This is a genomic window from Gordonia sp. 11cp, from assembly GCF_057767225.1.
In genome coordinates, this window is the sequence record NZ_CM173437.1 from 4,711,895 (window position 1) to 4,735,126 (window position 23,232).

Annotated in this window: 19 protein-coding genes; 2 read left to right on the plus strand and 17 right to left on the minus strand. The window is 69.1% G+C overall.

Annotated elements, in window-relative coordinates; genetic code table 11:
- Positions 1–66: 66 nt before the first annotated feature.
- The 16 genes from argH to infC all read right to left on the minus strand — a co-directional run bounded on the left by argH (position 67) and on the right by infC (position 19,022).
- Positions 67–1,539 carry an argininosuccinate lyase gene (gene argH, locus AC3B6C_RS21185; RefSeq protein WP_014927038.1) on the minus strand — a complete coding sequence of 491 codons (1,473 nt, stop codon included), beginning with the start codon at positions 1,537–1,539 and terminating at the stop codon, positions 67–69.
- Positions 1,536–2,735 carry an argininosuccinate synthase gene (locus tag AC3B6C_RS21190; protein ID WP_010844369.1) on the minus strand — a complete coding sequence of 400 codons (1,200 nt, stop codon included), beginning with the start codon at positions 2,733–2,735 and terminating at the stop codon, positions 1,536–1,538. Before AC3B6C_RS21190 ends, argH begins: the two co-directional genes overlap by 4 nt.
- Positions 2,736–2,891: 156 nt before the next feature.
- A complete protein-coding gene (locus tag AC3B6C_RS21195; protein ID WP_010844368.1) occupies positions 2,892–3,398 on the minus strand; it encodes an arginine repressor in 507 nt (168 codons plus the stop codon).
- Between the two features lie 65 nt (positions 3,399–3,463).
- The gene (gene argF / locus AC3B6C_RS21200) at positions 3,464–4,387 is read right to left on the minus strand and encodes an ornithine carbamoyltransferase (protein ID WP_010844367.1); all 924 of its coding nucleotides are present in this window, start codon (positions 4,385–4,387) and stop codon (positions 3,464–3,466) included.
- The gene (locus tag AC3B6C_RS21205) at positions 4,384–5,619 is read right to left on the minus strand and encodes an acetylornithine transaminase (protein ID WP_014927039.1); all 1,236 of its coding nucleotides are present in this window, start codon (positions 5,617–5,619) and stop codon (positions 4,384–4,386) included. The genes argF and AC3B6C_RS21205 overlap by 4 nt, the downstream gene beginning before the upstream one ends.
- Complete coding sequence (gene argB, locus AC3B6C_RS21210) at positions 5,616–6,533, minus strand: acetylglutamate kinase (RefSeq protein WP_488374025.1); 918 nt, start codon at positions 6,531–6,533, stop codon at positions 5,616–5,618. The genes AC3B6C_RS21205 and argB overlap by 4 nt, the downstream gene beginning before the upstream one ends.
- Positions 6,530–7,798 (minus strand): bifunctional glutamate N-acetyltransferase/amino-acid acetyltransferase ArgJ, encoded by a 1,269-nt coding sequence (argJ, locus tag AC3B6C_RS21215; protein ID WP_488374026.1) that lies wholly within the window; start codon positions 7,796–7,798, stop codon positions 6,530–6,532. Before argJ ends, argB begins: the two co-directional genes overlap by 4 nt.
- Positions 7,795–8,820: an N-acetyl-gamma-glutamyl-phosphate reductase gene (argC, locus tag AC3B6C_RS21220; protein WP_488376336.1), complete on the minus strand. Its 1,026-nt coding sequence runs from the start codon at positions 8,818–8,820 to the stop codon at positions 7,795–7,797. The genes argJ and argC overlap by 4 nt, the downstream gene beginning before the upstream one ends.
- Positions 8,821–9,007: 187 nt before the next feature.
- On the minus strand, positions 9,008–11,485 hold the full coding sequence (gene pheT, locus AC3B6C_RS21225) for a phenylalanine--tRNA ligase subunit beta (RefSeq protein ID WP_488374027.1): 2,478 nt from the start codon (positions 11,483–11,485) through the stop codon (positions 9,008–9,010).
- Positions 11,486–11,544: 59 nt separating this feature from the next.
- Entirely contained in the window at positions 11,545–12,597 is a 1,053-nt protein-coding gene (gene pheS, locus AC3B6C_RS21230; RefSeq protein WP_010844361.1) for a phenylalanine--tRNA ligase subunit alpha, read from the minus strand.
- 118 nt (positions 12,598–12,715) lie between these two features.
- Positions 12,716–14,110 (minus strand): acyltransferase family protein, encoded by a 1,395-nt coding sequence (locus tag AC3B6C_RS21235; protein ID WP_488374028.1) that lies wholly within the window; start codon positions 14,108–14,110, stop codon positions 12,716–12,718.
- A gap of 157 nt (positions 14,111–14,267) precedes the next feature.
- Positions 14,268–16,742, minus strand: a complete 2,475-nt coding sequence (locus tag AC3B6C_RS21240) for a Tex family protein (protein ID WP_488376339.1) — start codon at positions 16,740–16,742, stop codon at positions 14,268–14,270.
- A gap of 46 nt (positions 16,743–16,788) precedes the next feature.
- Entirely contained in the window at positions 16,789–17,598 is an 810-nt protein-coding gene (locus AC3B6C_RS21245) for a TrmH family RNA methyltransferase (protein WP_488374029.1), read from the minus strand.
- Between the two features lie 47 nt (positions 17,599–17,645).
- Positions 17,646–18,026 (minus strand): 50S ribosomal protein L20, encoded by a 381-nt coding sequence (gene rplT / locus AC3B6C_RS21250; protein ID WP_010844357.1) that lies wholly within the window; start codon positions 18,024–18,026, stop codon positions 17,646–17,648.
- A gap of 43 nt (positions 18,027–18,069) precedes the next feature.
- A complete protein-coding gene (rpmI, locus tag AC3B6C_RS21255) occupies positions 18,070–18,264 on the minus strand; it encodes a 50S ribosomal protein L35 (protein WP_004018754.1) in 195 nt (64 codons plus the stop codon).
- 116 nt (positions 18,265–18,380) lie between these two features.
- A complete protein-coding gene (infC, locus tag AC3B6C_RS21260) occupies positions 18,381–19,022 on the minus strand; it encodes a translation initiation factor IF-3 (RefSeq protein ID WP_084817310.1) in 642 nt (213 codons plus the stop codon).
- A 267-nt stretch (positions 19,023–19,289) separates the two neighbouring features.
- Between infC and AC3B6C_RS21265 the strand changes: the two genes are divergently transcribed.
- The gene (locus AC3B6C_RS21265) at positions 19,290–19,715 is read left to right on the plus strand and encodes a DUF1844 domain-containing protein (protein ID WP_488374030.1); all 426 of its coding nucleotides are present in this window, start codon (positions 19,290–19,292) and stop codon (positions 19,713–19,715) included.
- A 69-nt stretch (positions 19,716–19,784) separates the two neighbouring features.
- Positions 19,785–20,072: a PspA domain-containing protein gene (locus tag AC3B6C_RS21270; RefSeq protein ID WP_488374031.1), complete on the plus strand. Its 288-nt coding sequence runs from the start codon at positions 19,785–19,787 to the stop codon at positions 20,070–20,072.
- Positions 20,073–20,167: 95 nt separating this feature from the next.
- On the opposite strand, the gene uvrA is transcribed toward AC3B6C_RS21270, so the two are convergent.
- The gene (gene uvrA / locus AC3B6C_RS21275; RefSeq protein WP_014927050.1) at positions 20,168–23,050 is read right to left on the minus strand and encodes an excinuclease ABC subunit UvrA; all 2,883 of its coding nucleotides are present in this window, start codon (positions 23,048–23,050) and stop codon (positions 20,168–20,170) included.
- Between the last annotated feature and the right edge of the window lie 182 nt (positions 23,051–23,232).

Sequence of the window (23,232 nt, forward strand, 5' to 3'; positions counted from 1 at the left end):
GTCGTCGGTGTTCCCGGACTCACCGACGAGTCGGTGACTCAGGTCACTGTACCCAGTCGGGCGGGATCAGCGACGCCCGCCGGGCCCAGCGGTCCAGCGTGTTCGAAGATCGGTGGTCGCGGCCGTCACGACCTCGATCTGTCGCCGCACCTGTCCGGGCGCGGTACCGCCGTGTGCGTTGCGCGATTCCACCGAACCGCGCACCGTCAGGACCTCCCGCACCGCCGGCGTCAGCGCCGGATGGACACCCGCCAGCGTCGCGTCGTCGAGTTCGTCCAGGCCGACACCGCGTGATTCCGCTTCGCGGACGCAGGCGCCCGCGGCCTCGTGGGCCACGCGGAACGGCACGCCCTCTCGGACCATCCATTCGGCGATGTCGGTGGCGAGGGTGAAGCCCGCGGGGGCGAGTTCCGCCATGCGGTCGGTGTGGAACTCCAGTGTCGCGACCAGTCCGGTCACCGCCGGCAGCAACAGTTCCAGCTGCGCCACCGCGTCGAAGACCGGTTCCTTGTCCTCCTGGAGGTCCCGGTTGTACGCCAGCGGCTGCGCCTTCAGCGTGGCCAGCAGTCCGGTCAGGTCACCGATGAGTCGACCGGCCTTGCCGCGCATGAGCTCGGCGACGTCCGGGTTCTTCTTCTGCGGCATGATCGAGCTGCCGGTGGACCATGCGTCGGCCAGCGTGACGTAGCCGAATTCCGGTGTGCTCCAGATGATCACCTCTTCGGACAACCGGGAGAGATCGACCGCGATCATCGCGAAGACGAACGCGGCCTCCGCGGCGAAGTCGCGCGCGGAGGTGGCGTCGATCGAGTTCTCGGCAGGCCCGTCGAAGCCGAGGTCGGCCGCGATCGCCGCCGGGTCGAGGCCCAGCGAGGAGCCGGCGAGTGCGCCGGAACCGTACGGCGACACCGCGGTTCGACGATCCGCATCGGCGAGCCGGTCGATGTCGCGCAACAGGGGTTGCGCGTGCGCGAGCAGATGGTGACCGAGCAACACCGGCTGCGCGGCCTGCAGGTGCGTCTTGCCCGGCATGATCGCATCGGGATGCGCCGCCGCCTGGGCGGTCAGCGCGTCGACGACATCGAGCAGGCCGAGCGCGACCCGACGCATGGCGGCACGCAGCCACATCCGGAACAAGGTGGCGACCTGGTCGTTGCGGGACCGCCCCGCCCGCAGCCGGCCGCCGAGTTCGGGACCGACCCGCTCGATCAGGCCTCGCTCGAGGGCGCCGTGGACGTCCTCGTCGGACTCCGCGGGCCCGAAACTGCCGTCGGCGACATCGGCGGCAAGGCGATCGAGCCCGTCGAGCATGCCGACGAGGTCGTCATCGGTGAGCAACCCGGCGCTGTTCAGCACCCGGGCATGCGCCTTGGAGGCCTCGATGTCGAAAGGGGCCAGGGCCCAATCGAAATGAGTCGACTTGCTCAGCGCGGCCATCGCCTCGGCCGGCCCACCGGCGAAACGACCGCCCCAGAGCGAACCCTGGTTGGTCGTCCCACCGGTCTCCGGGCCGGTACCGCCGCCGGTGCCCGCACTCACAGATTCAGGTCCCGCTTCGCGGCGATCTTCGACGACAGGCCGTGCAGTTCGACGAAGCCGCGCGCCGCGGACTGGTCGAAGGTATCGCCCTCGTCGTAGGTGGCGAGGTTGAAGTCGTAGAGCGACTCCGAGCTGCGACGACCCGTGGCCGCGATCGTGCCGCCGTGCAGGGTCAGTCGGATCTCGCCGGTGACGTGCTCCTGCGTCGAGGCGACGAAGGCGTCCAGCGACCGCTTCAGCGGCGAGAACCACAGACCGTCGTAGACCAGCTCGGCCCACTTCTGATCGGTGCCGCGCTTGTAGCGGCCGAGCTCGCGCTCCACGGTGACGTGCTCCAGCTCCTCGTGCGCGCGGATGAGGACCATCGCGCCGGGAGCCTCGTACACCTCACGGCTCTTGATGCCCACCAGTCGGTCCTCGACGACATCGAGGCGTCCGACGCCCTGGGCTCCGGCACGGCGGTTGAGTTCCTGGATCGCCTCGAGCACACTCACCGGCCGGCCGTCGATGCTGACCGGGCGGCCCTTGTCGAAGCCGATGATGACCTCGTCGGGCGAGTTCCAGTTGACCGTGGGGTCTTCGGTGTAGTCGTAGACATCCTTGGTCGGCGCGTTCCACAGGTCCTCGAGGAAACCGGTCTCCACGGCGCGACCCCACACGTTCTGGTCGATCGAGAAGGGCGACTTCTTGGTCACGTTGATCGGGATGTCGTTCTCCCCGGCGAAGGCGATGGCCTTCTCGCGGGTCCACGCGTAGTCGCGGACCGGCGCGAGGACCTGCAGATCGGGCGCCAGGGTCGCGAAGCCCACCTCGAAGCGGACCTGATCATTGCCCTTGCCGGTGCATCCGTGGGCCACGACGGTGCCGCCGTGATCACGGGCCGCGGTGACCAGGTGCTTGGCGATCAGCGGGCGGGACAGCGCCGAGACGAGCGGGTAACGGTCCATGTAGAGCGCGTTCGAGGTGATGGCGCCGAGGCAGTACTCGTCGGCGAACTCGTCGCGGGCGTCGACCACGACGGCCTCGACCGCGCCGCAGTCGAGTGCACGCTGACGGATGACCTCCATGTCCTCGCCACCCTGGCCGAGGTCGAGCGCCACGGCGACGACCTCCTTGCCGGTCTCCTTCTGGATCCAGCTGATCGCGACCGAGGTGTCCAGGCCGCCCGAATATGCGAGTACGACACGTTCTGCCATGAGGTGAAGCTCCTGTTCTGCGCGTTGACCGAGTCCATCATCGGCCCCGGTGTTCCGACGCCACCGTCCGGGTCTCGGTTGGCGGCGTCTCGTCTGTTGTGGTTGGTGTGGTCTGTCCGCCATGGGGGGCGGAACCGGACATGGATGAGGGGACGGCTACACGAGGCCCTCGATCCGGCGGGCGAGTTCGGCTCCGTCGAGCGGTTCGCGTGCCACCACGAAGATCGTGTCGTCCCCGGCGATCGTCCCGACGACGTCGGGCAGGCGTGCCCGGTCGAGCGCGGCCGCGAGATAGTGCGCGGCACCCGGGGGCGTTCGCAGCACCGCGAGGTTGCCGCTGCTGTCGGTCGACACCAACAGGTCCGAGACGAGCCTGCCGAGCCGGTCGGTCCCGCCGGACACCCCGCGGACGGGCGAACCGTCTTCGGGCACCACGTAGACACCGGCGCCGCCGTCCGCGGCGCGCAGCTTCACCGCGCCGAGCTCGTCGAGATCGCGCGACAGCGTCGCCTGGGTGGCGTCGACGCCCTCCTCGGCGAGCAGCCGCTGTAGTTCGGACTGGCTGCGGACCTGATGCGTGGAGAGGATCTCGATGATCCGCGCATGTCGCCCCGCGCGGGTGGCGGCGAGTCGGCTCTCCGAGGGCTCGGCTCCGGCGGTCATCGTGGATTCCTGGTCATGGTCGGTTCGACGCTCACTGTCGTTCCCCGGTCACTCGTGGTACCGGATCACTGGTGGTCCAGCAGCCAGATCAGCAGGGCCTTCTGCGCGTGCAGGCGGTTCTCGGCCTCGTCGAACACCACGCTGCGGGGACCGTCGATCACCGAGGCGGTGATCTCGTCGCCGCGATGCGCAGGCAGACAATGCAGCACGATCGCGTCGTCCGCGGCATGAGCGAGGAGTTCGTCGTTGATCTGATACGGCCGGAACGGCGCCGTGCGGTCCTTGCCGTCGGCCTCCTGCCCCATCGACACCCAGGTGTCGGTCACCAGCACGTCGGCACCGGTCGCGGCGGCGACGGGATCGGTCACCAGCTTCACCGAGCCGCCGGTCTGCGCGGCGCGCTTCTCGGCGGCCGCGATGACCACGGGGTCGGGCTGGAAACCGTCCGGCGAGCTGATGATCACGTGCATGCCGGCCGTGACGCCGCCGAGGGCCAGCGAGTGCGCCATGTTGTTGGCACCGTCACCCAGATACGTCATCGTCTGCCCCGCAGGCGCACCCTTGTGCTCGGCGATGGTCTGCAGGTCGGCGAGCACCTGGCACGGGTGGAACTCGTCGGAGAGGGCGTTGACCACGGGCACGGTGGCGGTCGACGAGAGCGCTTCCAGGCGGTCCTGCCCGAACGTCCGCCACACGATCGCGTCGACGAAGCGGGACAGGACGAGACCGGTGTCCTCCAGCGTCTCCTCGCGCCCCAGCTGCGTCGTCCGGCCGTCGACGACGACCGCGTGACCGCCGAGCTGGGCGATGCCGACCTCGAACGAGAACCGGGTTCGGGTGGAGTTCTTGTCGAAGATCACCCCGACTCCCCGCGGGCCCTCCAATGGCCGGAAGTCGAACGGTTTCGCCTTGACCTCGGCCGCGAGTGCGAGCACCTCGGCCTGCTCGGCCGGGGTCAGATCGTCGTCGCGCAGGAAGTGTCTGGTCATGGCTTGTCCCCCTCGTTCGATGTGGCGGCGTGTGCGGCCGCAGCGGTGTCTGACAGGGCCGCTGCCGCGGCGGTGTCGAGCAGTTCTGGCAGTGCGCGCACGAAACCCCGTCCCTGCTCCTCGGTGAGGATCAGCGGTGGGGCCAGGCGTAGGACGTCGGGCGCGGGCGCATTGATGAGGAATCCGGCGTCCCGGGCCGCGGCCTCGACGCGCTGCGAGAGCGGTTGGGTCAGCACCACTCCGAGCAACAGCCCCGACCCCCGCACGTGGGACACCAGCGGGTGCTGCAGGTCCTCGATACCGGTCGCGATCGACTTCCCCACCGCTGCAACAGAATCGAGTAGATCGTCGGACTCGATGACCTGGAGTACGGCCAGCGCGGCGGCCGCACTGACGGGATTGCCGCCGAAGGTGGTGCCGTGTTGACCGGGCTCGAACAGGTCGGCAGCGGGGCCGGTGGCGATACACGCGCCGATCGGGAGGCCACCGCCGAGCCCCTTGGCGAGCGTCATCACATCGGGCACCACGCCCACCTGCTGATGGGCGAAGAACGTTCCGGTCCGGGCGACGCCGGTCTGCACCTCGTCGAGGATCAGCAGTGCGCCGCGCTCCTCGGTGATCCGGCGTGCGGCCGCCAGATAGTCGGCCGGGGGCACCACGACGCCGGCCTCCCCGAGGATCGGCTCGAGGATCACCGCGGCGGTCTGGTCGGAGACCGCCGCGTCGAGGGCGTCGACGTCTCCGTAGGGAACGAACCGCACGCCGGCGGGCATCGGTTCGAACGGCGTGCGCTTCGCCGGTTGTCCGGTCATCGCGAGCGCACCCATCGTCCGGCCGTGAAAGGCCTTCTCGGCGGCGACGATCTCGGGCCGACCGGTCCGCCGGGCGAGCTTGAACGCGGCCTCGTTCGCCTCGGTCCCGGAGTTGCAGAAGAAGACGCGACCCGGGTGGCCGAACCGGTCGAGCAACTTCTCGGCGAGCTCGACCACGGGCGGCGCGATGTACAGGTTCGACACGTGCCCCAGCGTCTGGAGCTGAGTGGTCACTGCGTCGACGATCGCCGGGTGCGCATGACCGAGGGCGTTCACCGCGATCCCGCCGAGGAGATCGAGATAGCGCTTGCCGTCGGCGTCGGTGACATACGCTCCCGAACCCTCGACGAGGGCGATGGCGGGGGTGCCGTAGTTGTTCATCAGCGACTGTGTCCAGCGCTGCTGCAGTGGAGCGGTCATGCGTCCTCCTCGGGAACCACGACGGTGGTGCCGGTCGAGCTCTCGGTCAACAGTTCGGCCAGTACCGAATGGGCGACACGCCCGTCGATCACGTGCGCGCGGTCGACGCCGCCGGTGACCGCGCGCAAGCACGCCTCCATCTTGGGGACCATGCCGGAGTCGAGCGACGGCAACAGCTCGGTCAGTGTGTCCGTGTCGATCTGGGACACCAGGGACCCGCGGTCGGGCCAGTCCGTGTACAGACCTTCGACGTCGGTCAGCATCACGAGCCGAGCAGCACCGAGCGCCTCGGCGAGAGCACCTGCCGCGGTGTCGGCGTTGATGTTGTGCACCACCCCGTCGCGGTCCGGCGCGATCGTCGAGACGACCGGGATACGGCCGGCGGCCACGAGGTCCAGCACGGCCGAGGTGTTGACCGACGCGATGTCGCCGACGAGACCGATGTCGGTGGGCACGCCCTCGACGAGCACCGTGCGGCGCGTCGCGGTGAACAGGTGGGCGTCCTCGCCGGTGATGCCGACCGCGTACGGGCCGTGCGAGTTGATCAGCCCCACGAGCTCGCGCCCGACCTGGCCGAACAGGACCATCCGGGCCACGTCCATGACCTCCGGGGTCGTCACCCGGAAACCGCCCTTGAACTCACCGGAGAGTCCCAGCCGTTTCAGCATCGCCGAGATCTGCGGGCCGCCACCATGAACCACCACGGGATGCATGCCGCACGCGCGCAGGAAGACCATGTCCGCCGCGAACGCCTTCTTCAGCGCGTCGTCGATCATGGCGTTGCCGCCGTACTTGACGACGACGGTCGCACCCGCGAGTCGCTGCAGCGCGGGAAGGGCTTCGGCGAGGACCTTCGCCTTCGCGAGGCCGGCGGCCGGGTCGATCGGGTGGGCCCCCGATGTCGTCCCACTCATGACGAGTACGCCGAATTCTCTTCGACGTACGCGTGGGAGAGATCAGTGGTCCGGACACTCGCCGCGGACTCCCCCAGCTTCAGGTCGACGACGACGGTGATGTCCGGACCCGACAGGTCCACATCGCGGGCTCCCTCGACGCCGAAACCGTTCTCGCACACCGGACTCCCGTTGAAGGACACGGCGATCCGGTCGGGATCGATCGTGACCGGCGAGGCACCGACAGCGGCCAGCACCCGGCCCCAGTTCGGATCCGACCCGAACAGGGCGGTCTTCACCAGGGAGTCGCGCGCGACGGCGCGGGCGACGGTCAGTGCGTCGTCCTCGGTATCGGCCCCCGTCACCGTGATGACGACCCGTTTGGTGACGCCCTCGGCGTCGGCCATCATCTGGGCGGCGAGATCGTCGCAGACCGCGAACACCGCGTCGTCGAGGTCGGTCTGCTCGACCGGGATCTGGCTGGCGCCCGAACTCAGCAGCAGCACCGTGTCGTTCGTCGAACACGAGCCGTCGATGTCGAGCCGGTCGAAGGTCCGTGCCGTCGCCCTACGCAAGGCGGTGTCGAGTTGCTCGGGCGTCGCGGCGGCGTCGGTCGTGAGGACCACCAGCATGGTCGCCAGCGACGGCGCGAGCATGCCCGCCCCCTTCCCCATGCCGCCCACGTTCCACCCCTGCGGATGATGCAGCGCGGCCTGTTTGGGGACGGTGTCGGTGGTCATGATCGCGTGCGCGGCATCCGTCCCGCCGGACAGGCCGCCGCCCATGTCCTGGACGATCTCGGTGACCCCGGCAAGCACCTTGTCCATCGGCAGCCGGTCGCCGATCAGTCCGGTGGAGCACACCGCGACCTCGACGGCACCGGTGCTGGTCCCCCAGTTGCTGAGCGCGTCGGCCACGGCCTCCGCGGTCTTGTGGGTGTCCTGGAATCCGCCCGGTCCGGTGCAGGCGTTCGCGCCGCCGGAGTTGAGGATCACCGTGCGCAACCGGCCGGTGGTGAGGACTTGCTGCGACCACAGCACCGGCGCCGCCTTCACCTGATTGCGGGTGAAAACGCCTGCGGCGGAGTGATCGGGACCCTCGTTGAAGACGAGCGCGAGGTCGAGCGCGCCGGACGCCTTGATCCCGGCGGCGATGCCGGCGGCCCGGAATCCGAGCGGTGCGGTGACGCCCTGCCCCCGCACGAGGCGGGGATGGTCGCCGGGTGCGCCGCCCTCGATCCGGTCCTGCCCGGTGTCGGTGCTGTCGGTGTCGTGCGATCCGGTCACGGTGCCACTCCCACAGTGCTCAGTCCCTCGTTCTCGGTCCAACCCAGAGCCAGGTTCATCGATTGGACGGCGGCACCGCCGGTGCCCTTGGTCAGGTTGTCGACCGCTCCGACGACCACCAGGGTCTGCGCGCGTTCGTCGACGGTCACGCCGAGCTGTACGGCGTTGGAGCCGATCACCGAACCGGTGGCGGGTAGCCGCCCTTCCGGCAGGACGTGCACGAATTCCTCGTCGGCATAGGCCTTTTCGTACACCGCGCGGGCCTCCTCGGCGGTCGCTGCAGTGCGCGCGGTGCACGTGGCGAGGATCCCGCGGGCCATCGGGGCGAGGATGGGCGTGAACGAGACGGTCACCGGCTGGTCCGCGGCGGCCGACAGTGCCTGGGAGATCTCCGGTGTGTGCCGGTGGACCCCGCCCACCCCGTAGGCCCGCGCGGACCCGATGACCTCGGACGCCAGGAGGTCGACCTTGGGTGACCGGCCGGCACCCGAGGCGCCGCTCACCGCGACGACGGTCACGTGCGGGTCGGCGATGCCCGCGGCGATCGCCGGGAGCAGCGACAGGATCGAGACCGTCGGATAGCAGCCCGGCACCGCGATCCGACTCGCATCCTTGAGCACCTCCCGATTGCCGGGCAGCTCCGGCAGACCATACGGCCAGGTCCCGGCGTGGTCGCCGCCGTAGTACGACGTCCATTCACCGGCGTCGCGGAGCCGGAAGTCCGCACCGCAGTCGATGATGAGCGTGGTCGGCGGCAGCGCATCGGCGATCACCGCCGACGCGCCGTGCGGCAAGCCAAGGAAGACGACGTCGTGCCCGGCGAGGATCTCCGGTGTCGTGTCCTGCAGGACCCGGTCGGCCAGCGGCAGCAGATGAGGGTGGTGGGTGCCCAGGAGTGACCCGGCGTTGCCGCCCGCGGTGAGCGCCCCGATCTCGAGCTCACCGGATCGCAGACGGGGATGCCCGCACAGCAACCGGAGGATCTCGCCACCCGCGTAGCCGCTCGCGCCGGCCACCGCCACCTTCACCTTGCCGGTCGAGGATGTCCCTGCACTGCCGGTCGAGGACGAACCCTCGCCGCTGGTTGAGGACGAACCCTCGCCACTGGTCGAGCGCAGTTCGCCGCTGGTTGAGCTTGTCGAAGCCATGGGATCATTATGCAGCAGGATGCAAATGAATTCACTCAGGGGTGGGTGTGGATCTGGACTGTCAGCGGAGTCGGGCCCCCACCCGGGCGGCTGCGGCATCGACGGCGGCCAGCTTGGCCTCGTTGGCCTCTTCCTCGGTGAGTGTCCGGTCGGGTGCGCGGAACCGCAGGGAGAACGTCAACGACTTGTTCCCCGCGCCGACCTGCTCGCCGGTGAAGACGTCGAACAGCGCGATGTCCTCGAGCAGGTCGCCGGCCCCGTCACGCAGCGCCTTCTCGACGTCCGCGGCCGGGACATCGCCACCGACGACGACGTTGACGTCCTGCAGCACCGCGGGGAACACCGACACCGACGGCGCCGGAAGTCGCTCGCCCAGGGGCAGCGCGTCGACGTCGATCTCCACTGCGCAGGTTCGCTTGGGCAGATGGGCTCGCTCGAGTATCGCGGGGTGGAGTTCGCCGGCGTATCCGACCGTGCGCCCGTCGACCGTGAGCCGCGCGCAGCGGCCGGGGTGCCACGGGCGGTGATCGTCGGCCGTCAGCTCGACGGTGACACCGGCCGCCCGGCCGATCGTGCGTGCCGCCTCGAAGGCGTCGAGATGGTCGGCGGCGCGTCCCGGACCCCAGGGGCCGGCCGGATCGCGCAGTCCGGTGAGAACGACGCCGACGTGCAGCGGCTGGTGCGGGAGGGAGGCGTCGAGCGCGGCGATCTCCTCGTCGGTGGGACGGCGGGTCACGTCGAGCGCCGGCACCGCGGCCACGTGATCGCCCGCGACGACGACCTGACCGATGGTGAAGAGCGACAGATCGCGCTGTCCCCGGGCGATGTTGCGGGCCGCCATCTCGAGGAGGCCCGGCAGCAGCGTCGTGTTCAGCTCGGGACGGTCGGACTCGAGCGGGTTGAGGACCTTGACCGTGCGTCGCCGTTCGTCGTCGGCCGGGAGGTCCCAGACGTCGAACACACCCGACGGCATGAACGGGTACGGCAGGACCTCGACGTATCCGTCGAGCGCGAGCGTGCGCCCGATGCTGCGCCGGCGTCGCTGGACCGGTGTCAGACCGGTGCCGCCGGGTGCCCGGGGAACCACGGCGGGGATGTCCTCGAGACCTTCGAGCCGCAGGACCTCCTCCACGAGGTCGGCGCGCTGACGGAGGTCGGGTCGCCAGGAGGGCGGGAACACGTCGAGCTCGTCGGTTCCGGTCACCACACAGCCGACCTCGGTCAGTCGGGTCAGGGTGGTGCCGGGCGGGTAGCCGACCCCCGCGACGCGGTCCGGTTCGTCGGCCGCGATGGAGATCGTCGGCCGGGCCGGGGTCTGGACGTGTGTCTCCGCGAGCGGCGAGGCGACCCGCCCACCGGCGATCTCGACGATCAGCTGCGCCGCGCGATCGGAGGCCACCGCGGTGATCTCGGGATCGACGACCCGCTCGAACCGCTTGCTCGCCTCGGAGGTCAGCTTGTGGCGCTTCGCGGTACGGAAGACCCGAACCGGATCGAAGGTCGCCGACTCCAACAGCACGGTGGTGGTCTCGGACCCCACCTCGGTGCTCGCGCCGCCCATGACCCCGGCCAGCGCGATCGGCCCGGATTCGTCGGTGATCAGCACGTCCTCGGGGTCGAGGACGCGCACGGTGTCGTCGAGGGTGGTGAGCTTCTCCCCCGGTTGTGCCGAGCGGACGGTGACGGTGCCCGTGACCCGGTCGGCGTCGAAGGCGTGCAGGGGCTGACCGAGCTCGATCATCACGTAGTTGGTGATGTCGACGATGGCCGAGATCGGGCGGATCCCGGCGACCATGAGCCGCTTCTGCATCCACCACGGTGAGATGGCCGTCGGGTCGACGCCGGTGATCACCCGTGCGGTGTAGCGCGTCGCGCCGGAGTCCTCGTCGATGGCGACGGGCCACGCCGGGACCGACCCGTCGTCCGGCAGGTCCGCCGATCGCAGTCCCGGATCGACGAACGGCACCCCGAAGCTGCCGGCGAGTTCGCGGCCCAGACCGCGCACCGAGAACGCGTAACCGCGGTCGGGGGTGACGTTCACATCGATCGCGGCATCGTCGAGTCCGAGGACCTCACGGGCGTCGGCACCCGGTTCGGCGGTGCCGGGCGCGAGTACCAGGATGCCGCTGTGATCGGTACCGATCCCCAGCTCGGAGACCGAGCAGATCATGCCGTCGGAGACCCGGCCGTAGGTCTTGCGTGAGGCGATCTCGAACGGACCGGGGAGCACGACACCGGGCAGGGCGGCGACGATCAGGTCACCTTCGGCGAAGTTGCGCGCGCCGCACACGATCCCGCGCGGCTCGGCCTCACCGACGGCGACCGTGCAGAACCGGATCGGCTTCTTGAACTCGGTGAGTTCCTCGATCGTCTCCACGCGACCGATCACGAGCGGACCGGTGATCTCCGGGAACGCCTCGATGTCCTCGATCTCGAACCCGACGCGAACGAATCCCGCGTCGATCTCCTCGGTGGTCGCCGACCACTGTGGGTCGCCGGATCGGAGGACCTCGGTGTACCAGGACTGTGGTGCACGCACTGTGTATCAACTACTTTCGTCGCGTCGTGAGAAGTCGGCGGAGGTGCGGCCGCGTGGTGTCAGGCGGCCGGACCGAACGGGAGGGTGAAACGGATGTCACCCTCGACCATGTCGCGCATGTCGGAGATGTCGTTGCGGAACTGCAGGGTGCGCTCCAGACCCATGCCGAAGGCGAAGCCGGAGTACACGTCGGGATCGATACCGCTGGCGCGCAACACATTCGGATTGACCATGCCGCAACCGCCCCACTCGACCCAGCCCGGCCCGCCCTTCTTGGCGGGGAACCACACGTCGACCTCGGCGGAGGGTTCGGTGAACGGGAAGTAGCTCGCCCGCATACGGGTCGTCGTCTCCGGTCCGAAGAGCGCTCGGGCGAAGGTCTCGAGAGTGCCGCGCAGATTGGCGAGCGTGAGCCCCTTGTCGACGGCGAGGCCCTCGATCTGATGGAACACCGGCGTGTGGGTGGCGTCGAGTTCGTCGGTCCGGAACGTACGGCCGGGACAGGCGACGTAGATGGGCAGGTCGCGGCTCAGCATCGAGCGCACCTGCACCGGCGAGGTGTGCGTCCGCAGGACCTGACGAGACCCCTCGGGCGCGATGTAGAAGGTGTCCTGCATGGACCGGGCGGGATGATCCGGAAGGAAGTTGAGCGCGTCGAAGTTGTAGTGCTCGGTCTCGACCTCCGGGCCCTCCGCGATCTCCCAGCCCATGCCGACGAACACGTCGGCCACCTGCTCGGCGATGACGGTGATGGGATGACGTGCACCCACCGGACGCCGCCCACTCGGCAACGTCACGTCGATGGACTCGGCGACGAGGACCGCCGCGTCGCGCTCGGCGTCGAGGACTGCGGTGCGTGCCTCCAGAGCCGCCGACACCCGGCCGCGGACCTGATTGACCAGTTTGCCCGCCTCCGAGCGCTGGTCCTTGGGAATCGAACCCAGCGCGCGGCGGGCGAGAGCGATCGGCGAGCGGTCACCGAGGTGCGCCGACTTGGCCGCGGCGAGCTGATCGAGATCGACCGCCGCCTCGAAGGCCGCGATCGCCGCGGATGCGGCCGCCTCGAGGTCGTCGGGTCCCGGGAATGCCGTTGCGTCGGCGGAAGTGGCCACGGTGGGCGTGCTCCTCATGCGTCGATCGGTGGATGGTGGGCCACCGTCGTCCCGCTGCGCACGCTGACCCAGCGGCACACCTCGGGTGCCGACGATGACTCCCGTCGAGGGTAGTCGACTACCGCGACGCGCTGACCTGCCGGGAGCCCCGTCTCCGGGAAGCAACTCCCGCCGTGGTCCGGCGACCGGCGGGAACCGCCAGCCCACGAGCGGCGACGGCACACACGAGGCCCACGACCAGCCACCACACGCCTCCACCGGCCAGTCCGGCACGCGCGACCATCAGGATCGCCACGCCGACACCGGCCAGCAGCATCAGCAGGGTCGCATTCCGCAGCGGCGCGCTGCGTCGGGCAACGGGATCGTCCCACCACGGCAGGGGCCGGTTCTCCAGCGGCGACAGCACCCCGACCACCGGGATCATGGCCGCGAGCAGCAGCAGGGTCTGCACACCGACGACGGCCCCGAACGATGCCGACCCGACATCGGCACGGTCGACACCGAGCGCAGCACCGGTCCCGATGATCGCCGCGAGCACCGGCAGATGCCAGAGATAGAGCGTCATCGCACCCCGGTTGCCCAGCACCACCCACCACCAGACATGCGGACGGCCGACGACGACCGCGAGGAACCGGCGCACGGCGATCGCGCCCGCGCACAACACGATCGCGTGACCGGCGAGCAGCAGGCTCGGCGGACTCATGTTGGACAACTGCTGGCCCGGCACGGTCACGAGCGAGACCTCATACGGCCCCCACGCGACGAGGGCGAGGTCGGCGACGAGCGCGCCGACGGCCACCGCGAGTGCCGTGGCGGGTCGGAGGATCCTCTTGGCGTAGGCGACTCCGAGGACAGCGGGGATCGTCCACACGGTGAGGAAGTTCAGGTAGCCCAGTGCGGCGGGACCGTCCGCCAGTCGGACGGCGTCGACGATCGCCGTACTCCCCCAGCAGAACGCCAGGGCGAGCGCCACGCCACCACCGGAGGAGAGCCGTTGCAGGAACGGGACGACGGCCAGCACGAGCAGGTAGGCGCCGAGAAACCACAGCAACTGCACCCCGAGACGCGCGACGACGTCGGCCGCTGCCGAGGCACCGATGCGGGACAGGACGGCGTACACGGCCCCGACGGTTCCGAGGTACCAGAAGACCGGGCGCAACAAGCGCTGCGACCGCCCGAACAGCCACTGCCCCGCCGTCGGGATGTCGGCAGGGCCGCGTGAGGTCCAGCCGAGGGTCGCCGCGGCGGCCCCGGCGAAGAAGAACAGCGGCAGCACCTGCAGCACCCAGGTCGCCGGCTGCAATGCGGGCACGTCGCCGAGTGTGTTGCCCAGATGGATCGAGCCGTCGGCGACCTCGACGGTGAGCATGATCGAGTGGCCGGCGACGACCACGACGAGCGAGACGATGCGGAGGAGGTCGACGACGCGATCACGGTTGCCGGTGAGAGCGTCGAGGTCACGGGTACCCGGCAGACCGGTCGACGCCGGCCATCCGGATTCGGTGCTGAGCATGCCGTCAGTCTCGGCAGCGGCGGCCGCGACGACCTGAGCAGAACTACTCGGTCGGGGTCAGCAATTCCCGTGTCGCCGGACGCCGGCCGGAACCTCTGGACGCCACCTGTGCCCGTGGCGGCCCGGTTCGAGAAACCGGACCGCCGGGGCTGTGACGCTACTTGCCGAAGCCGGCTCGCTTGAGCGCGTCGGCCATCGCTCCGCTGGGCGCCGGCCGCCGATCGTTGCGATTCCCGCCTCGATTGGCCTGACCTCCCCGGCCACCCTGCCCGGCCGGGTTGCCGCGACCGCCGCCGCGCTGGTCGTTCTTACGCGGCTGCCCGCCGCCGCGCGGAGAGTCCTCACGCGCCTGACCGCGAGGTGCGCGGGCAGGCTTGCCATCGCTCCCCGGCTCGTCGTCGAGCCGGAGCGACAAGCCGATGCGCTTGCGTTCGACGTCGACGTCCATGACCTTCACCTTCACGATGTCACCGGACTTGACGACCTCGTGGGGGTCGGAGACGAAGCGGTGCGCCATCGCGGAGACGTGGACGAGTCCGTCCTGGTGGACACCCACGTCGACGAACGCACCGAAGGCGGCCACGTTGGTGACCTGACCTTCGAGGACCATGCCCGGGGTGAGGTCGGAGACCTTCTCGATACCGGTGGCGAAGGTGGCGGTCTTGAACTCGGGACGCGGGTCGCGTCCCGGCTTGTCCAGTTCGGCGATGATGTCGACGACGGTCGGACGACCGAACGTCTCGTCGACGAACTCCTCGGGACGCAGCGTGGTGAGGGTCGCGGTGTCACCGATCAGCGACCGGACGTCGGTGCCCACCTTCTCGATGATGCGAGTGACGACCGGATACGCCTCGGGGTGCACGCTCGACGCGTCGAGCGGATTGTCGCCGTCGGCGATGCGCAGGAAGCCTGCGCACTGTTCGAACGCCTTGGGTCCGAGTCGGGGTACAGCTGTGATCTGCTTGCGATTCCGGAACGCGCCGTTGGTGTCACGGTGCGCGACAATCGATTCCGCGAGACCGGCGGTGATGCCGGAGACCCGGGACAGCAGGGGCACCGAGGCGGTGTTCACGTCGACGCCCACCGCGTTCACCGCGTCTTCGACGACCGCGCCGAGCGAGCGCGCGAGCAGGGTCTCGGAGATGTCGTGCTGGTACTGGCCGACCCCGATGGACTTCGGGTCGATCTTCACGAGCTCTGCGAGCGGGTCCTGGAGTCGACGCGCGATCGAGACCGCGCCGCGGATGGAGACGTCGAGGTCGGGCAGCTCCTTCGAGGCGTAGGCCGACGCGGAGTACACCGAGGCACCGGCCTCGGACACGACGACGCTCGTCGGCGGAGTCTTGCCGGCCGCCTTGATCGCGGACAGCAGTTCCCCGGCGAGCGCGTCGGTCTCCCGCGAGGCGGTGCCGTTGCCGATGGCGATGAGTTCGATGCCGTGCTTCTCGACCAGCGCGCCCAGCACGGCCAGCGAGCCGGACTTGTCACGCCGGGGCTCGTGGGGGTAGATCGTCGCGGTGTCCACGACCTTGCCGGTCGCGTTCACGACGGCGACCTTCACGCCGGTCCGCAGACCCGGATCGAGCCCCATGGTCGTGCGCGATCCGGCGGGCGCGGCGAGCAGGAGGTCTTTGAGGTTCGTCGCGAACACGGCGACCGCATCCGCTTCCGCGGCCTGACGCAGCCGCATCCGGACATCGAGGGACAACCCGACGAAGAGCTTGGTGCGCCATGCCCATCGCACCGTGTCGACAAGCCAGCGGTCGGCGGGACGGCCCTGATCGGAGATGCCGAAACGGGCGGCGATCCGCTGCTCGTACGGCCCGGGGCCGGCGGGCCGGTCGGCCGCCTCGGGATCGGCGTCGAGAGTGACCGAGAGGATCTCCTCGCGCTCGCCGCGCAGCACCGCCAGGACCCGATGCGACGGCAGCGAGGTGAACGGTTCGGAGAACTCGAAGTAGTCGGCGAACTTGGCGCCGGCCGACTCCTTGCCCTCGCGAACCGCGGTGCGCAGCACTCCTGTCTGCCACATCAGTTCTCGGAGTTCACCGACCAGGTCGGCGTCCTCGGCGAACCGCTCCACCGCGATCGCGCGAGCACCGTCGAGTTGCTCGGCGGCGAAGGTCGACGGGTCCGTCGTCGGGTCCGAGAGCAACGCATCGGCCACGGGCTCGTGGCCGGCCTCGCGCGCGATCTGGGCCTTGGTGCGACGCTTGGGCTTGTAGGGAAGGTAGATGTCCTCGAGGCGCGCCTTGGTGTCGGCCTCGCGGATGCGCGCGTCGAGAGCGGCGTCGAGCTTGCCCTGCGCGGCGATCGATTCGCGGACCGCCTGACGTCGGGCTTCGAGGTCGCGCAGGTAGCCGAGACGCTCGTCGAGCGTGCGGAGTTGCGCGTCGTCGAGACCACCGGTGGCCTCCTTGCGGTACCGGGCGACGAACGGAACGGTCGATCCACCGTCGAGCAGTTCGATCGCCGCCCGCACCTGGCCGACGCCCACACCGAGCTCGGTGGCGATCGCCGAGGCGATGCGGGAGTTCACGACCGCGGGATCGGGCGCGGGCACCGTCTGCGGTGCGGCGGCCGGCGAGCCGGGGGTCGCGGGCGCGGGTTCGGGGGCGGAGTCGGGTGACACAGTTTCTGACACGATCGCCGACCCTACCGGCCGACTCGGACAGCGGTCAGACGCGACCCGCCGCGCGGTGGACGCGAGCGCTCTCGTACAGACAGATGGCCGCCGCGGCAGCGACATTCAGGCTCTCCGCGCGACCGCGGATCGGAATGGACACGCGATGGTCGGCCGAGCGCTGGGTGTGCGGCGGCAGCCCGTGCGCCTCGTTGCCGAAGAGCCAGGCGACGCGGCCGGCGAGGATGTCGCCGGCGGAGTCCAGGTCGACCTCGCCGTCGGCCGCCGTGGCGAGCAGCGTGACACCGGCCGCGCGAATGGCGTCGAGCGCGTCCTCGACGGACCGGTCGCGCACCACGGGCACCGTGAACACGCTTCCCGCACTCGCCCGGACGCACTTGCCGTTGTGCGGATCGACGGCGTCGCCCAGCAGGACGACGGCGTCGGCGCCCATCGCGTCGGCGCACCGGATCAGCGTGCCCGCGTTGCCGGGCTCACGGGCCTCGACGGCGATCGCCAGGAGCCGGGGTTCGCCGGCGAGAGCGGACCCGAGCGGAACGTCGAGAAGCGGACAGATCGCGAAGATGCCTGCGGGCGTGGATGTCTCCGCGAGTTTGGACGCGGCACGGTCGGTGATCACCGACACCGGTATGCCGGCCGACGTGGCGGTGTCGACGAGAGCGCGGTGGCGGTGGTGCTCCTCGTCGGCGACCAGGAGCGCCTCGACCCGTCCGACGGAGAGCGCCGACGCGACGGCATTCGCCCCTTCGGCGAGGAAGCGACCCTGCTCCCGCCGCTCGGCGGCGCGATGCAGCTTCGCATACGACACGACCCGCGAGGATCGCTCGGACAGGATCTCCGTCATCGGAGGCTCGTCCGCGCGACTCGCGGGTCGTGGGTGCTGGGGCGCAATCAGGCAGCCGGGGCGTTGACGTCGGCCGGCAGTGCCTTGCGGGCGACCTCGACCAGACCGGTGAAGGCCTCGGGATCGGTCACGGCGATGTCGGCGAGCACCTTGCGGTCGACCTCGACACCAGCGGCCTTGAGGCCCTGGATGAGTCGGTTGTAGGTGATGTCGTTGGCGCGGGCCGCGGCGTTGATACGCGAGATCCACAGCTTGCGGAACTCACCCTTGCGCGCGCGACGGTCGCGGTAGGCGTAGTTCAGCGAGTGGAGCTGCTGCTCCTTCGCCTTGCGGTACAGGCGCGACCGCTGTCCGCGGTAGCCCTTGGAGGCCTCGAGGGTGGACCGACGCTTCTTCTGGGCGTTGACGGCCCTTTTCACGCGTGCCATGTGTTAGATCCTTTTGCTTGTCAGATGTCTGGGGTCGCTGGCGTCAGCGGTTGAGCAGTCGCTTGATGCGCGGGGCGTCGTTCTCGCTGACGACGGTGGTGCCGTCGAGACGACGGGTGCGCTTGGACGACTTGTGCTCGAGCAGGTGGCGGCGGTTGGCCTTCTGGCGGACGATCTTTCCGCTGCCGGTCACCTTGAAGCGCTTCGCGGTGCCCTTGTGGGTCTTGCTCTTCGGCATGTTCTTCCTTCTCTCGGGCGAACTCGGGCACCGGACCTGGCGAGGTCCGGTGTGTACCGGGTTCGCGTGTCGTGATCTCGGCCGGAACGGTTCGGACTCTCGTCCGGCCGATCGACTCAGTTCTCGTCCGCGGCGGCCTTCGGGCCACCGGAACGTTCACGGCTCTCTTGCGCCTTCTGGCGGGTCTTCGCACCCTTGTGCGGGGCGAGGACCATCGTCATGTTGCGACCGTCCTGCTTGGCCGACGTCTCGACGAAGCCGTAGTCGGCGACGTCGTTGCCCAGGCGCTGCAACAGTCGGTAGCCGAGCTCGGGACGGGACTGCTCGCGGCCGCGGAACATGATGGTGACCTTCACCTTGGATCCCGCCTCGAGGAACCGGATGACGTGACCCTTCTTGGTCTCGTAATCGTGGTCGTCGATCTTGGGACGGAGCTTCTGCTCCTTGATGACGGTCATCTGCTGATTGCGACGCGATTCGCGCTGCTTCTGGGCCGCCTCGTACTTGAACTTGCCGTAGTCCATGATCTTGCAGACCGGCGGACGGGCGTCCGGAGCCACCTCGACCAGGTCGAGATCGGCCTCGTAGGCCAAGCGAAGCGCATCTTCAACACGCACGATGCCCACCTGCTCCGAGTTGGGTCCGACGAGTCGGACCTCAGGGACGCGGATGCGCTCGTTGATGCGGGTCTCAGTGCTGATGGGGCCTCCTTGTTCAATCCTGCAGTGGTAACCGTCGCGTCGTGGCGAGGGACGTATGCAAGAGAACCTGCGGGACACCTCAGCAACAAAGCCCCGGGACTGTTGTCCGCGGGGCTCCGATACCGACCGGTTCGCAACGCGGATGCCATCACTGACACACGTTGCCGCCGATGTACAGCTCAGCATCGAAAGATGCGATCTGCGACGATCGGCGTGAACCGGACCGTGCAACTGCGAGTGACCTCGCGTCGAACGGTGGGAGCGGAACTCCACTTACGACCCCGGCGCATACCAGGGCGGTCGTGCTATGGGAGTCTAACAGCCATGGCCGAGAACTCCTATTCGTCACCTGCACCGTTACCCCCGGAAGTTGCGACGGGTGGCGGCGCCGACACGGGAGATGCAGCGCACACCGATCCGGACAACGTCCGTGACCTGGGCGATATTCCGGCCATCGAGGTCATCACCCGGTCCATCGTCATGCTGATGAGTGCGGCGGCCGAGAAGCTCGGACTGGCCGAGGGCACCCCCGCCGACCGCATCGACCTCCCCGAGGCCCGCACCCTGATCACCGCCCTGGCCGGCATCGTCGACGCGTCGAAGGCCGATCTCGGCATCCATGCCGCGCCCATCCGTGACGGCCTGAAGAGCCTGCAGCTGGCGTTCCGGGAGGCGAGTGCCTACCCGGACGAACCCGGCGAGGGCCCGGGCGAGAAGTACACCGGTCCGGTTCGCGCGCCTCGGCGGTAGCGGTTCCTGCTGGTTGAGCGGGCGAGGAGCGTAGCGACGAGCCGTGTCGAAACCCTCTACCCTGGACTCATGACGAATGCCGATGAGCCCGGGGGATCCGACGAGATCGTCGATGCCGAGATCGTGCCGACCGCCCCGGTACCGGGAGCGTTCCCCGATCCGAACTACTCCGACAGCGGCGTCCCGACCTTCGATTTCGTCCGCGACAAGATCGAGAACCGGATCACGACCGCGATCGGTTCCCAGGAGCTCGCGGAGGCCAGTCCGGAAGGACACAGCGTCGACGAGATGATGCGCAAGCGCGACGAGGCCGCGAAGAAGCGTCTCGAGGAGATCCGCAAGTCGATGGGCAAGTAGGCCCGGCAACACTTACACGGAATCGCCACTTCCCCGCAGCCGCGGAGGCTGTGACCAGCGCTGCTGCAACGGAAGTGGCGATTCTGTCCGGCGGGTCAGCCGACCGACGCCACCGCGTGGTCGATGTCGACGATCTCGGCCAGGAACTTGCCGGTGTGGCTGCCCGGGGTCGCCGCGATGTCCTCGGGGACACCTTCGGCGACGACGGTCCCGCCGCCTGCGCCGCCCTCGGGTCCCATGTCGATGACCCAGTCGGCCGTCTTGATGACGTCGAGGTTGTGCTCGATCACGATGACCGTGTTGCCCTTGTCGACCAGGCCGTTGATCACGGCGAGCAGCTTCTTGATGTCCTCGAAGTGAAGCCCGGTGGTGGGTTCGTCGAGGATGTAGACGGTCCGGCCCATCGACCGCTTCTGCAACTCGGCGGCCAGCTTGACGCGCTGCGCCTCGCCACCGGACAGGGTCGGTGCCGGCTGTCCGAGCCGGACGTAACCGAGACCGACGTCGACGAGTGTCTTGAGGTAGCGGTGGATCGACGTGACGGGTTCGAAGAAGTCGGCTGCCTCTTCGATCGGCATGTCGAGGACCTCGGAGATGGTCTTGCCCTTGTAGTGCACTTCGAGGGTCTCCCGGTTGTAGCGCGCACCGTGGCAGACCTCGCACGGGACGTAGACGTCCGGCAGGAAGTTCATCTCGATCTTGATCGTGCCCTCGCCGGTGCACGCCTCGCAGCGGCCGCCCTTGACGTTGAACGAGAACCGGCCCGGTTGGTAGCCGCGCACCTTGGCCTCGGTGGTCGCCGCGAAGAGCGTCCTGATCTTGTCGAAGACACCGGTGTAGGTGGCCGGGTTGGACCGCGGGGTGCGGCCGATCGGCGACTGGTCGACCTGGACGAGCTTGTCCAGGTTGTCCAGACCCTTGATGCGCGTGTGACGTCCGGGCACCTGCCGCGCACCGTTGAGTTTGTTGGCGAGCACGGTCGCCAGGATGTCGTTGACGAGCGTCGACTTGCCCGACCCCGAAACACCGGTCACCGCGGTCATCACGCCGAGCGGGAATGACACGTCGATGCCACGCAGGTTGTGCTCGCGCGCACCGACGACGGTCAGCTGCCGCTTGCGGTCGATCGGCCGGCGGATCTCCGGCACCGGCAACGTGTCGCGACCCGCGAGGTACGCACCGGTCAGCGACTTCCGGTTCTTCAGCAGGTCCTTGTAGCTACCGCTGTGCACGACGTGGCCGCCGTGCTCGCCGGCCCGGGGACCGATGTCGACGATCCAGTCGGCCGCGCGGATGGTGTCCTCGTCGTGTTCGACGACGATGAGTGTGTTGCCGAGATCCCGAAGACGGGTCAGCGTGTCGATGAGCCGGCGGTTGTCGCGCTGGTGCAGACCGATCGACGGCTCGTCGAGGACGTAGAGCACGCCCGCGAGGCCGGATCCGATCTGGGTGGCCAGTCGGATGCGCTGTGCCTCACCGCCCGACAGCGAACCCGCCGCGCGCTCCAGGGACAGGTACTCGAGCCCGACGTCGAGCAGGAACCGGATGCGGGCCTGGACCTCTTTGAGGACACGGCCGGCGATGGCTGCCTGCCGCGAGTCGAGCTGCAGCTGGTCGAGGAAGTCGGCACAGTCGGCGACCGACAGTGCACACACCTCGGCGATCGACTTCGGCCCGTACTCCGGGTGATCGAGCGTCACCGCGAGGATCTCGGGGCGGAGGCGCGCACCCTGACATGCGGGGCACGGCACGTCGCGCATGTAGCCCTCGTAGCGCTCCTTCATCTGCTCGGACTCGGTCTGGTCCATGCGGCGCGCGAGGAACGAGAGGACACCCTCGAACTCGGTGTAGTACGACCGGGTCCGGCCGTATCGGTTGCGGAACTTGACGTGGACCTGGTGATCGCTGCCGTTGAGCAGAGCCCGACGCGCCTTGATGGGCAGCTTCTTCCAAGGCGTGTTGATGTCGAACTTCATCTGGTCGGCCAGACCCGACATCAGCCGGAGGAAATAGTCGGCGTTGTGTCCGGTCGACCACGGCGCGATCGCACCTTCGGCGAGTGACATCTCCGGGTCGGGCACGACGAGTTCCTCGTCGACCTCCTTGCGGACGCCGAGCCCGTCGCATTCCGGGCAGGCGCCGTAGGGCGAGTTGAACGAGAACGACCGCGGTTCGAGGTCGTCGATCGCGATCGGATGCGCGTTCGGGCAGGCCATCCGCTCCGAGAAGCGCCGCTCGCGCTCCGGGTCGTCCTCGTCGAGGTCGACGAAGTCGAGCACGATGATGCCGTCGGCCAGGCGCAGACCGGTCTCGACCGAATCCGTCAGGCGCTGTTTGGCACTGCTCTTGACCACCAGGCGGTCCACGACCACCTCGATGTCGTGCTTCTCCTGCTTCTTCAGCTTCGGCGGATCGGTCAGCGGGTGCACGACCCCGTCGATGCGCGCACGTGAGAAGCCCTGCGTCTGGAGTTCGGCGAACAGGTCGACGAACTCACCCTTGCGCGTGCGGACAACCGGCGCGAGGACCTGGAAACGCGTGCCCTCGTCCATGGCGAGGACCTGGTCGACGATCTGCTGCGGCGTCTGCTTGGCGATGGGCTCGCCGCAGATCGGGCAGTGCGCCTTGCCCGCGCGGGCGTAGAGCAGACGCAGGTAGTCGTAGACCTCGGTGATCGTGCCGACGGTCGACCGAGGATTGCGGTTGGTGGACTTCTGATCGATGGACACCGCGGGCGAGAGCCCCTCGATGAAGTCCACGTCCGGCTTGTCCATCTGCCCGAGGAACTGCCTCGCGTAGGCGGACAGCGACTCGACGTAGCGCCGCTGGCCCTCGGCGAAGATCGTGTCGAAGGCCAGGGACGACTTGCCCGATCCCGACAGCCCGGTGAAGACGATGAGGCTGTCCCGGGGAAGGTCGACATCGATGCCGCGCAGATTGTGTTCGCGGGCACCTCGGACGATCAGACGATCAACCACTGCAGTCCTAACATTCTCGAGTCACAGGGCGCACGGCCGGCGCAGGGGCACAGTACCGACGGCCACCGACAGGATCGTCATCACGAGCTCGCCCCGGGAAAGATTCGGAGTCCGACGACCGGGCGATCGGTCTCGCCGCCCGTGTCATCGTCGAACCGATAGTCCAGGATACGCGCGCCACG

What these genes read in the sequence shown, in the direction of transcription:
- AC3B6C_RS21190 (WP_010844369.1), bottom strand. Translation starts at nt 2,735, where the DNA reads ATGGCAGAACGTGTCGTACTCGCATATTCGGGCGGCCTGGACACCTCG.
- AC3B6C_RS21195 (WP_010844368.1), bottom strand. Translation starts at nt 3,398, where the DNA reads ATGACCGCCGGAGCCGAGCCCTCGGAGAGCCGACTCGCCGCCACCCGC.
- argF (WP_010844367.1), bottom strand. Translation starts at nt 4,387, where the DNA reads ATGACCAGACACTTCCTGCGCGACGACGATCTGACCCCGGCCGAGCAG.
- AC3B6C_RS21205 (WP_014927039.1), bottom strand. Translation starts at nt 5,619, where the DNA reads ATGACCGCTCCACTGCAGCAGCGCTGGACACAGTCGCTGATGAACAAC.
- argB (WP_488374025.1), bottom strand. Translation starts at nt 6,533, where the DNA reads ATGAGTGGGACGACATCGGGGGCCCACCCGATCGACCCGGCCGCCGGC.
- AC3B6C_RS21235 (WP_488374028.1), bottom strand. Translation starts at nt 14,110, where the DNA reads ATGCTCAGCACCGAATCCGGATGGCCGGCGTCGACCGGTCTGCCGGGT.
- AC3B6C_RS21245 (WP_488374029.1), bottom strand. Translation starts at nt 17,598, where the DNA reads ATGACGGAGATCCTGTCCGAGCGATCCTCGCGGGTCGTGTCGTATGCG.
- rplT (WP_010844357.1), bottom strand. Translation starts at nt 18,026, where the DNA reads ATGGCACGCGTGAAAAGGGCCGTCAACGCCCAGAAGAAGCGTCGGTCC.
- rpmI (WP_004018754.1), bottom strand. Translation starts at nt 18,264, where the DNA reads ATGCCGAAGAGCAAGACCCACAAGGGCACCGCGAAGCGCTTCAAGGTG.
- AC3B6C_RS21265 (WP_488374030.1), top strand. Translation starts at nt 19,290, where the DNA reads ATGGCCGAGAACTCCTATTCGTCACCTGCACCGTTACCCCCGGAAGTT.
- AC3B6C_RS21270 (WP_488374031.1), top strand. Translation starts at nt 19,785, where the DNA reads ATGACGAATGCCGATGAGCCCGGGGGATCCGACGAGATCGTCGATGCC.